Origin of the sequence: Fibrobacter sp., from assembly GCA_012523595.1 — a bacterium.
GTDB lineage: Bacteria > Fibrobacterota > Chitinivibrionia > Chitinivibrionales > Chitinispirillaceae > JAAYIG01.
This window is the reverse complement of sequence record JAAYIG010000004.1, coordinates 22,580-34,441: the sequence shown is the minus strand read 5'-3', so window position 1 is coordinate 34,441 and position 11,862 is coordinate 22,580. Positions and strand designations below refer to the sequence as shown.

At 45.1% G+C, this 11,862-nt stretch carries 7 protein-coding genes; 2 read left to right on the top strand and 5 right to left on the bottom strand.

The window, feature by feature from the left end; genetic code table 11:
* Positions 1-1,171 (top strand): hypothetical protein (locus tag GX089_00220; protein NLP00895.1); only part of this gene is annotated, 1,171 nt, incomplete at its 5' end.
* A 2-nt stretch (positions 1,172-1,173) separates the two neighbouring features.
* Here the strand turns inward: GX089_00220 and GX089_00215 are convergent.
* Genes GX089_00215 through GX089_00205 form a run of 3 tightly spaced genes read right to left on the bottom strand, consistent with a single transcriptional unit; the run spans position 1,174 to position 4,094 of the window.
* Entirely contained in the window at positions 1,174-3,003 is a 1,830-nt protein-coding gene (locus GX089_00215; protein NLP00894.1) for an AAA family ATPase, read from the bottom strand.
* Positions 3,004-3,021: 18 nt separating this feature from the next.
* Positions 3,022-3,375, bottom strand: coding sequence for a hypothetical protein (locus GX089_00210; GenBank protein ID NLP00893.1), 354 nt, complete (start codon positions 3,373-3,375; stop codon positions 3,022-3,024).
* 50 nt (positions 3,376-3,425) lie between these two features.
* Positions 3,426-4,094, bottom strand: coding sequence for a tetratricopeptide repeat protein (locus GX089_00205; protein NLP00892.1), 669 nt, complete (start codon positions 4,092-4,094; stop codon positions 3,426-3,428).
* A gap of 216 nt (positions 4,095-4,310) precedes the next feature.
* On the opposite strand from GX089_00205, the gene GX089_00200 reads away from it, so the two are divergent.
* The gene (locus GX089_00200; GenBank protein NLP00891.1) at positions 4,311-5,804 is read left to right on the top strand and encodes a SpoIIE family protein phosphatase; all 1,494 of its coding nucleotides are present in this window, start codon (positions 4,311-4,313) and stop codon (positions 5,802-5,804) included.
* Positions 5,805-5,835: 31 nt separating this feature from the next.
* On the opposite strand, the gene GX089_00195 is transcribed toward GX089_00200, so the two are convergent.
* Positions 5,836-7,353 (bottom strand): hypothetical protein, encoded by a 1,518-nt coding sequence (locus GX089_00195; protein NLP00890.1) that lies wholly within the window; start codon positions 7,351-7,353, stop codon positions 5,836-5,838.
* A gap of 41 nt (positions 7,354-7,394) precedes the next feature.
* Entirely contained in the window at positions 7,395-11,849 is a 4,455-nt protein-coding gene (locus GX089_00190) for a carboxypeptidase regulatory-like domain-containing protein (protein ID NLP00889.1), read from the bottom strand.
* Between the last annotated feature and the right edge of the window lie 13 nt (positions 11,850-11,862).

The following is an 11,862-nucleotide window of genomic DNA, read 5'->3' as shown; positions in this document are numbered from 1 at the left end:
CATCTACACAGAAGCTGTTTCTGCCTTTCAGGAACTCGAGAAAAAAGCCGATGAACTGGCGGAAAAACAGGAGATGCTTGAATTTCAGAATAATGAACTGAAAAGTTTAAACCTGCAAAGCGGAGAAGAGGAAAAACTGGAAGCAGAACTCTCTCTCTTAAGTTCCTCTGCTCAGAGAACCTCCTGTGTTTCCGAAATTCTTTCCCTTCTGGGAGAGTCTGATGAATCAATTCAGAAAAAAATATCAGCCGTAAAGAAGAAGCTGGAGACCCTCTCGAAGTTCGATTCCTCGATTGACCCATGGATCAATGATACTGCTAACACACTTACGATCTTTACAGAACTGGAAACCTTCTGCAGTTCCTATCTTCAGGAAGCAGAAAACGGTGCAGACCCGGCACGAATCGACTTTATAAACTCCCGTCTGGCAAAAATACAGCGCCTGAAGAAAAAGTATTCCTGCACTCTTGATAAGCTCATCGAACGTCAGAAATCCATTGAGAAAGACCTGCTCTCCCTGGAGAATCTGGAATCAGACAGAAACGAGCTCCAGAAAAAAGTCTCGGCATCTCTGCAGAAATGTCTAAGTACTGGAGAGAAACTCCGGAAGGCGAGAAAGAAAGCTGCTGTTGAATTTGACAAAAAGATTACTGCGTTGATGGAAAAGCTCGGATTCAAGGGCGGGCAGTGGAATACATCTTTCAATGAACTCGAATCTCCCTCTTCTCAGGGTCTGGAATCCGTGCGTTTTCTGGTTCGGACAAATCCCGGAGAATCGATGTTGCCTCTGTCACAGACTGCCTCCGGCGGCGAAATATCCAGATTGATGCTTGCGATCAAAACTGTCCTTGCTGAAAATGATCATATTCCAGTGCTTATCTTCGATGAAATTGACACCGGCATAGGCGGTGTTCTTGCAGGAGAAGTAGGTAAATCTCTTTACTCCCTGAGCAAATCACATCAGGTACTCTGCATCTCACATCTTCATCAGATCGCATCCCTTGCAGATCATCACTTCAGGGTACACAAAGAAACCGTGGACAACAGGACCGTTACCCGCGTAGTCAAGCTCAGCGGCAATGAAAAAGTGGAAGAAGTTGCCAGGATGCTGGGCGGCAGCACAGAAATTTCTCTCCGCCATGCCCGTGAATTGCTGGAAAGAAAAGGGTAAGATTAACTGTCCCTGCCGGACATCCGGTTCAGGTACATCTGACGATAAAAAAACAGTTTGGGGTCGGTAAGCCGGTAGTTGTATTTCCCAAAAGACACATCGTTGTTTGTCTGTGAACGGATTCCATAGCCGATATGCACATGGGGACCACTTGTCCTTCCTGTCATACCGATAGTACCCAGTGCCTGTCCTTTTCTGACTTTATCGCCCGTCTTGAGGAACCTCTTATCGAGATGTGAGAAAAATATCACTGTTCCGTCAGCAACCACACCGATGGTTCTTCCCGCAGTAGCATTGGTTTTGACCACCGCTTCCCCGTCAATGGGACTGTAGACCACAGATCCGCTCTTTCCTGCAATGTCCATTCCGTAATGGGGTTGTCCCCCGCCGGTTCCCCTTTCACACCAGTCTCCGGTTACATACACGTATTTGTCTTCGATCAGATCCATGAAATACTTGTAAACCGGAACAAGCTGCTTTTCCTGTGGGTTCTTTATCTTTTCAGGAGGATAGAAAGTAATTGTGACATCTCTGTCAATGGCGTGGATATTGTCAATCCTTGGTTCATTTTCCTGGCGTGTGAGATTGTGAATTGCAACAGTCTCCATTATGTACTGATTCACATCAGCAAAACTTGGTACCATGGCCCTGAAACGACAGATTGCGTACTTTGCAAGCTTGTAAATCGATTCCCCATCCTTGAATGAATGGTTGAAAACTCCGCCTTCAGGAGCTGCAAATTGCTGAGGCGCAAGAGGACGTGGAGCATTCAATTCAGAGATTGGCTGATTAAGGCTGAAAATTGCTATAAGTACAGCCGCTGCAAGTGCTCCGGGAATCAGTGCTGATTTACCGGATTCAAAACGGTTTTTCCTGCTAAGAGGAGTGTTTAACACATATTGTACCCTCTTCACCAGTTCTTCAAAAGACTTTGTGATGGTGCTATACTGATGAAACTGGTTAAGTGGGACTCCCTCATCCTGGGCATCCCTGACTATTGCCGATTCCGGTATCTCAAGATCGAAAATCAGATTCTGGGGCAGCAGTGAAACTCCGGCACTGCTCTGAAAAGAAACCTGTTCACAGAGATAATCCAGAAATTTACGATTTTCACTGATAGTGCGTGTCTTGCCTTTTATTTTTAAACTCTGTCTCCCGAACACCTCGTTTTTAATTATTCTCACCCGAAGGGCAGGATTATGTCTTGCCAAAGCCATAACACTGGAGAGATAATCCCTGAGACTTCTGGTTGAAAGCGCATTGAGAGTTACTGGAATCAGGTTCAGGTCACTGTGAAGATAAAGATGTTTTGTAAGGGGATTCCAGACCGATGGAGTATCGAGTACTATGTACTTATAACTATCACGCAGTACTTTGAGATTATAAGTGAGATTCTCTAATTGAAAGTGTGAAGGAGATTTGAAAAGATCAGGTCCGGCGGCTATCAGGTCAAGTCCTGGATGTACTTTGGCAATGAAGGAACTGAGAGTCTTTCCAGGTGATTTCAGAGCAGGGATTCCGGGTGCGATCTTCTGAATCCTGGAACTGATGTTTTTCAGCAGTGAATTACTTTCATTTGGCAGGCTGAACCTGTTTCGAAAAAGATCCCAGGAATTTCCTCCTGCCGGATCTATCTCCTGGCCCAGAGCTACAGTTGCGCTTCCCTGTACATCAAGATCTATTATCAGTGTGGGGCCCTGCCGGGATAAGGCAGCAGCCAGATTTGTGGCAACTGTAGACTTTCCAACACCGCCTTTGATATTTGCGATATGAATTATTCCGCCGTTATCAGAGTCCGCAAATATCAAAGACTTTTTTTTAAAATCAGCCATACTGCAAAAAATGACAGATCAGACGTTTTGCCCTATCGCTTCGATCAAAGTTTCTACATCGGTAGGTTTAGGTAATATTCTGTCTCTGTCGCTTCTGTTCCTGTCCTGTATTATATAAGAGTCTTCTTCTGCATTATATAAAATTACAGGCAGGTTTTCAAGCTCTTTGCCGATTTTAAAGTAGTTGAAAATTGACTTATTCTTCTTCCAGGCCCCGGTCTCTATCACCAGTAAATCAACTTTTTCATTTTCAATAGATGTTAAAAAATCGTTTGTCGTAGGACAATCAATGACACGAAACTGGCGTTTTGAGGCAGCGGTTTTGATCTGTTCACGCCTTTTTCTATTGTCATCAACAAGGATCAGCTTCATAAATCTATCTCCAGTTTTAAGGGTATCAACACAGGATTTTCAGGGAAAGATCAGGAACCGGCATTTAGAGTCGCAAGCAGGTTCTCAGCACGCTGATGAAGATCTGTTGCAGTTGTATCCGAGATTATTTCCTTTAAATAGGTATGCGACTTTTGGGAATTTCGGTCCAGAAGTGCGATTTTCCATTTAATAGCATTGTGCCGGAATTTTACCCGTTCATCCTTCAGGGCTTTCTCCAGAGCCTGAATAGCTGATGAAACATCACCTTTCGCCTCATAACAGGCAGCCATCCCCTCAAGAGCCTGTCCCCCTACAAACTCCACTGATTTTGATCCTTTTATTGAATTCTCATACCAAACCAGCGCATCATCATATTTTTTCTGGTCATAGAGGATTCTTGCCAGTATAAAAGCACTCATAGAGGCATGCGGACTTGAACCGTGATTCTCTGCTGTGATCTTAAACTCTTCAACTGCTTTTTCCAGATTGTTCTCAGTATAGTAAATCATAGCTTTACCGAAAGCTTCTCTTGCCTTCAATTCGCCTGATTTTCTGATGTTGCTGAAAATCATAAAACCGCCGATAAGGACTGCAATAACAATCAATCCCCCGACAATCTGGTTACTGTTCTTGACAAAAAAGCTCTTGGTCTTGAGAAGTAATTCAATTAAAGGATCTTCTCTCATTTCCTGTTTAGATTTGTTGTATTTGAGATTCAAATAGTTCCTCCTTTATCGGCCAGATCTTGAATACGTTTTACACTAATATAGATTATTGCGAGTATACAAAAATGTTTCACCAGAGAGGGTGAAGTCAAGAGCCAGAGTCTGTTTCCGCTTTATTGCTCACTTTTTTTCGCGATTGCATACTATTATTTTGATCTTATGGAGACCCTCCAATCAGATTCTCTGAACAGCAAAGAACAACTGGATTCTTTGAGAGCTCAGAATGAGATACTTAAAGCTCAGTTAATGAGCACCTCTCTTATTCACGAACTCACCAAAGTTCTCCATTCCTGTACTGACCTGGAAAGCATAATAAAAACCATTCTTCTCGCGATCCAGGAAATACTGGAGTTTGACAGGGTTATACTGTTTGAGATCGACAGGGATGAGTTCTGTCTCAGACCGGGCACTTCTGCAGGAATTCCGGAAAATCAGTTGAAAACTTTCTCTGTTCCTCTGGGATTTGAGGGAGGAGAAATCACCGATGCCCTTTTCCTCAACCGGCACGTTCTGGTAGAAGATCCCGATGATTCAGCGGATTATTTCTACAGGTTCCTGTCATCCGATTCATACCTTGTAATACCTCTTGTCAGTAAATTGAACAAAAGATGCTGGGAATCAAAGGGATGTACAAAAACGATGTGCCCGGCCCACAGCAGCTTCAACCCCTACTGCTGGAGTATCATCGGAAGTGCTCTTCTGGCAAATGCCAATTCCGAAGATGAAAGACGGCAGGCATGCATAAAATGCCAGTGTTTCAAAGTCGAAGGCGTTCTCTGGATGGATCGGGTGAACCGTAAGGCCCCAATCACAAGTGACGATATCACAACACTGACTGCTATTGTAAACCTGGCCGGTATAGTGATTGAAAACTTCAGAATTCTCAATGCTTTTGATAAGGCCAATACCAGTCTCCAGAAGGCCAATGACATGTTAAAAATCGTCAATCGTGACCTTCAGGTGGCACAGGCTAAAATCAACAGCGACCTGGAACACGCAAGAAATGTTCAACAGGGTCTGCTCCCCCAGGATCTCAACGACACCGAGGATTTCTCCCTCGGCGCAAAATACCTCTCCGCCGATGCCGTGGGAGGTGACTACTATGATGCCTTCAGCATCTCAGAGGGTGTTTATGGACTGGTTGTAGCTGATGTCTCAGGGCACGGGGTCGCATCCGCACTGATCATGTCAATGGTAAAAGTGCTTTTGAAAAGCATTGTTCTGGAAGAAAAATCTCCTCAGAAAACCCTCGAACTCATCAACCAGACATTCCTCTCAGAAATCAAGACCGATAATTTCGTGACCATCTTCTATGCCGTACTCGATACAAATAACCATGTCCTTCACTACACTTCAGCCGGCCACTGTCCTGTTCTTCTGTTTAACCGCCAGACCAGATCCTGTGATATCATAAAAGCAGACGGGTTGTTCCTGGGTGTTTTTCCCGATATGATGCTCTCGGAATCAAAATTTGAATATATACCAGGTACAGTAAGACTGGTTCTGTACACCGATGGCCTGACCGAAGCTAAAAATAAAAAAGAGGAAATGTATGGTCTGGAGCGCCTTACACAAAGCGCCAGCAGATCCCTGGATATTCCAGCTAAAGAAGCAGTAAGTGCGATTCTTGCCGACCAGACGACTTTCTGCGGTGATGACCAGTCACCCGAAGATGATATAACCCTGCTGGTTATTGACTTCTAAACAACAATAGAGTTCCGTAAGCCCTCTTCGATTAAAAAACCACCTTCACAGATACGTCTATCACATCAAAGAGCCGGAGTGTGTTGTATTCATAGGAGCCATCAAGCTCAACTGAGTTTACCTTTATACCAAACCCACCAGTCAATTTCCATGGCGTCTCACGTGTAGACTGAATCTCTTTTTGCACACCGGCCCGCAAAACCATAAATTTAAACATCTCCTGCTCTATTCCTCCCGACATTTTCCAGGCCTGATCCCTGTAAAGAGGAATCTGTCCTTCCGCAATCAGAAATGTCGAATACCCCACCTCAAAGATTCCACCCATGTGCATAGTGGCTGCATGAGGTTCGAAATATCTCTTTCCAGTAGAGATATTTTTCCATCTGTTAACAACAGGAACATCCCTGAGCAGCAGTCCGTATCTGATGTTATCCGCCAGTTCCCACATAAATCCCAGATCTATTCCGGCTCCGAAAGAACTGCCGCTTATTGAATATTCATCATTACCCCTGGCTCTGTTACTCACCAGCTTGAGATTCACACCGAGAGAAAATGGACGGATAAAAGATGGTAAATTCAGAAATTTATAGGCAAAAGCAGAAACAAAGTATATCTCTGTAAAAAGGTTCTCACCCCTGTCTGAGCTGTAAAGGAATGCATGGCCGAAGCCGATTTCCCGAGTGGCTTTATTGACATAGGTGGCAGCCAGGTTATCGATAAACCCGAATCTGTACTGGTACGCAAGCGCCATCTCTGCTCCCGCAACCCAGGCCATCCCCGCAGGATTGTAAAGCACCCCGTAAGCATCATCAGATTCAGCAACGTATGCGTTAGCCATGGCAGCCGGACGGCCAAAAAAGGCTATCTGATCCGCACTCGATGCTATTCCGGATCTGTCTTCTCCGGATGAAGGATACTCTCCACTTATCCTGCCCGCCCCATCTCCTCCGGATGCATAATTGACCAATCCGTATATAAGCCCTGCCCCTATAACACCTGCAGCACTGAAAAAGAGCTGCTTTTCATTATGTACTTTGGGTCCGTAATAAACTTCTGATTTCGTTTCATCAACAGGGTTACCATGCAGACGGGCTACAGCAGTCTTGAGCACTTCTGAAACAGAAACACCGGGTGCACCCTGTATACTCACAGATTCAACTGTTCTCTTCATCAGTATATCGATCAGAGACAGTTTTATTCCATTCCTGTTGCCATCCAGATCGATCGATCCGTAGATCATCCTGTCCATACCGGTATTCTTTCCGATATCTAGCACACATCGGGGATCACGGCAATGAGAAGGCATCCTCTTCTTGACCAGCTTCAAAGCCTCCTCTATCATGTTTTGATTGTAAACATCATAAAACCCGATCTCCTTGAGACTGGCGATCAATTCCTCCGTCACCTTCCCGGCTACTCCACCTGCCTCTCCATAAGGCTCGAGACTCAGAACACCAACCTTTATCCTGCTCTCAGTCGCATTTGGCTCTGCAGATACCTGCAATGCAAAAAAAGCCAGAATTGCTGCTGAAATTAAACAAACTCTCACGGTTTCCTCCGCTTTACAAATTTTTCTCATGGTTCTCCGCCCTACTTGATCAGGACTATCTGTTTCATGAATTTCCATTCAGAATTATTTGCATCTCTGGCTGTAAGTACCACCAGATATCTGCCGTTTCTGCACATCTTCTTTCCTGGCTCAGCAATTGTGTATCCCGGTTTTGACCAGATTATGTCCTTGTCAGTCGTCCGTCCGTCCCACCATACTCTGTAAGGCAGACGATCGGCATCCTGAACATGTAATGACCATACAAGATCTCCTACCACATTGTATATACGAAGCCTTGCATCTACAGGAAGGAAGGCGGTTTCAACCTGAAATTCAAAGCATGTTCCAAGATGCTTATCGACTGAAATATTCCTGGGCCACACATAGGGAGAGAAGGGATTTGGAGAAACCTTGAGGTATCCCGACATTTTCATCTCCACCAGTACCGCATATCTGGAAAAATGAGTTACCTTTGCGCTTATTCTCTTTCCATCAGAGGAAACTGATGAACCTTGAACAATATTCCATTTCAGGCTGTCATCATCCCACCTCGCAATCGTCAACTGCCGTCCGGCAGACATCTTATGCAGAGATTCAGGAAGATCCATCACAAGTTCAATGCTATCCTTTGTAAGGTCGAATGATACATCCTCCATCTCGGTAATTTCATAAGCAAGTGAGTCAACAGTTCTGAAATTGCCATATGAACGGGTGACCTGGTTTTTAAGCGGTTTCATCGCTATACTGAGTTTCCCGCTTTCCCTGCTTCCCACCACATTCGGAGGAAATACCACCATGCACCCCTGCCCGTTAAGAGCCGTATCCGGTGAACTCTTGCGGGAGATCAAAAACAGAACATTGAGACCTCCTTCCTTTTGCCCCTCTTGTACGTATTCACCGCGTTTTCCTGCCGCTTCCGCAAATATTCTGACATGACCGGAGAAATGCCTGTCCGGGCGGAAAACACCATCAGTGGAGATTTTACCCGCAATCGATGGAGTAATTGACCATGTGGGGGAGATTCTCAGTGCCTTTCCTTTCTCATCAAAAGCTTCTACTGTAAACTCCGCCTGATCAGCAGAAGATGTGGTAAGGGCATTCATGTGTCCTGCATCAATTCGCTTTACATCTATAGTCTTTAGCGGTGATCCTGAAACGCGGAAAGGAACCGAAACCGAAACTGTGGTTCCTTTAACCTTTGTTATACTGGTGTCGATTGTTGCAGTCAAAACAATAGCTGATGAAGAAGCGTTTTTTCCGGTACGGACTATTGCTTCCAGCCCCTCCTTGCTTTCAAGTACGCACCCCTGCGCATTATTCAAAGTCCAGCGTATACTCTTTGGAACGATACTTGAGTCTGGAAGAAACACAGAACTGTAATATCCTTTGAATGAGAACCGCGCAGAATAGCCCGGCGGAAAAGTCATTGTATCCTGTGAAGACGGGGAGATCTCAAAACGGCTCAATCTGCTGGTGTCAGGTTTTACAAATGTCCTGAAAGACTCTTTGTCGTACCCGTAAATATCAGAGCCTCTGAATGCTCTGAAATAATACACCATATCACTTCCATCCCTGGGTGGCGCAATATTGAAGGAATAGGAATCTGAGCGGGAGTTATCTTTCCGGCTTATGTATGCAGAAGAGTTGAAATCTCTGTAATACAAAATGACGGAATCGAGATCTTCTCCTGAACTCAGTTCAAGCCGCACTGTTCCCTTAACAGGAGTCAGAGTATCGGGAGCGTTATGTTTAACATCCATTTGTAACGTATCAATGTGTACAGTTTCCGAATCGGCAACAAAGAAACGATGCATTGCCAGGTCTATTATGGAATTATCCTTTGCGTCTGCAGTTACCACATAAGCACCGGCCCCGCTCTTGGTCAAAGAATCAGAATGGGAGAGAGTTTTTTGAATCGGGGATTGAATCTTTACAGATCCAGAAAATGCACCCTCGCCCGCCACAAACCATTTGATTGTCTTTGTACCAGGCTTGAGGTGTATTACAGTCGACACAGGAGTTGACTTACCATCTGATACCTTCAGGCTGTCCGGTCCCTCGATGCTGTCAAGCACAAACCCCTCTTTACCAGCCCTGATTAAATAGTCACCGTCAGGTATCCTTCTGATTTCGAAATAACCCTGTAACGATGATTTTCCTGTGGCTATAACTTCATCGCTTGCAGCACTGACAAGACTTATGTTAGCACCCGATATTACTGAACCATCGGATACAACTGTTCCGGAAAGCATTCCCAGGCTGCGCAGAGTATCTTTGAATGTCTGTGTGGCTTTGACCACTGTCTTGATCTTACGGGGCTTACTGGATGCAAAGCCTGCAGCGGAGCTGATAACCTGATACTCTTTGTCACCAGGGAGGCTTATCTTGAAGTCACCGTAGGTGGCATCGGAAATTACGGAAAATGTATCAGATGAACCGGTCTCGATAAACCTGATTGCAGCACCGGTTACAGGAGCTATGACCTCTCTCTCCCCTACCCATGTCTTTCCATAGATAAAACCATTTACAAGTGTCGCACCGGCTTTCATTGTGATTTTCAGGTCGTTTTTTGGCCCCAGAACTTCTATTACATTCTTGTACGATGTAAAGCCTGTCTTCTCTGCTGAGATGGTGTATTCCCCGGCAGGAACAGAAAAGGAGAAGAAACCTGATTGCGGAGTCGAAAGAACCTCATCTACCTTCTCTCCATACCGGGAAATGGTAACCTTTGCACCCAGTAATGGAACTCCGGAACCATTCTCCACTATACCCGATATTGTAAATGGATTTCGTTCCAGAACAATAGAACCGAAATTATAGCTTTCACCATGGGCAACAGTGATTTTACTGGAAAATGATGGTTTGTAACCGGCCTTTTCCGCTCCGATATTCCAGTCTGCCCCATAAGCTCTCAGAACAAAATTCCCGGATGCATCGGTAAGAGCCGAAGATGTATCACCAAGATCGGAAACAGCATAAACCCTGGCCAGATTAACCCTGTTTCCGGCAACATCATATACTCCCCCGTAAATTGTCGACTGCGGCCTCTCCAGATAAAAAGTGACTTCAGTTGTATCATTCTCGCTGAGAACAACTGTCTGGGTCTGAGGCATAAACTCACTCTTTATCGCTGTTAATCTGTATGTACCTGCCGGCCTTTCTCTTACCAGGTTCCCATTGAAATCGGTGTAAAGCATCCCCGTTTCCATTGAACCATCCAGCACCTCTGCCTTTAACTCTACCAATCCTACAGGACTGCTTGAAACAGTATCATTGATAAAAACCTGTTCCATAGTTTTAATACGGAATACGCCGGAAGGCACATTGTAATTGAATTCAACAATATCACCCGCTGTTCCCGCTCCCCTGTCATCAATGGCGATCACACGCCAGGTGTATTTATTGGAAGTCATTACAGATGCTGCATCTATCTCCACACTCATGGTGTCCTCATAATCAGTACCCATGACCTCTTTCTGCCAGAGCACAACCTGTCCCTCAATTCCATTTATCGGTGATCCGACATAGAGATAGACCTTATAAGTGTTAGCCCTCTGATCCAGGTCAGTCCAGGAAAACCGTATCTGGGGATTGTCCCGCAAATTGAGGGTTTTATTTACAGGGTAAACGCTTTTTGGCTTATGAAGCGGGGTTCCTTTAATTGTAAAGGTCTTTAAAGAGCCGCTCCCGATTCTCATCGTGGAAAACATTGCGTTGTTTCCGTAGTTGTTCAGCGCTATCCATGTGTAAACCTGGCCCGGAGACAAGGGCGGAGGATCAGCAGTGATTGTCCTGGAAGGATCCGGTACCCCGTAGGTTATCTGAGTATTGGGGGTTATGGCTTGCCAGACAATACTCAAACCACCAAGGCTTATTGTTCCGCTGTCGGATACAGTATCAACTTTCACAAGCTGATCAGAAAGGACCACATGATAGTACGGGACCCCAGGATTTGATTCCCAACTGAAAACAGGTGTCAGATTGCTTATTGTGTCATGCGGATTCAGTGTAGTGACCGATTTGGGACTCTCAACAAAAATCTGAAACACATTTGAATACAGGGTATCTTTTCCCGGAACAGGAAAAGCTACAATGCAATAAAACACCCCAAACCCCATTCCCGGCTGGTCTGAGGGGCGAAAAGCCCATGCACGTTTGGGTGGATTTTCAGGATAATACTTGTTACTTATTGTGTCCAGCGCGAGAATCTCGCCAGTTGCGATATCACGAATGGTATCTACATAAGGAACTGTTACCTTATACCTGTAATTAGCCAGGTCTGCTCCTCCGGGAGTTCTGTCATAGTAAATGAAACCGGAATCGGGAGGAAGGTAACCCGGACCGCGGGAGACACCTGACCACCTTACCCATAACACTTTGTTTGCAGGTTGAGCCCCGACCGGAATCTGAACTGTCAAATAATCGTTTGCCTGCTGTGCAAATGCATACACGGCCGCAATAACCGCGATAAATCCAATTCTCCTGAACAGTCCCATAAAAATCCTTTCA

Coding starts and splice junctions, on each gene's coding strand:
- GX089_00215 (NLP00894.1), bottom strand. CDS start 3,003: ATGGCTGATTTTAAAAAAAAGTCTTTGATATTTGCGGACTCTGATAAC.
- GX089_00190 (NLP00889.1), bottom strand. CDS start 11,849: ATGGGACTGTTCAGGAGAATTGGATTTATCGCGGTTATTGCGGCCGTG.
- GX089_00210 (NLP00893.1), bottom strand. CDS start 3,375: ATGAAGCTGATCCTTGTTGATGACAATAGAAAAAGGCGTGAACAGATC.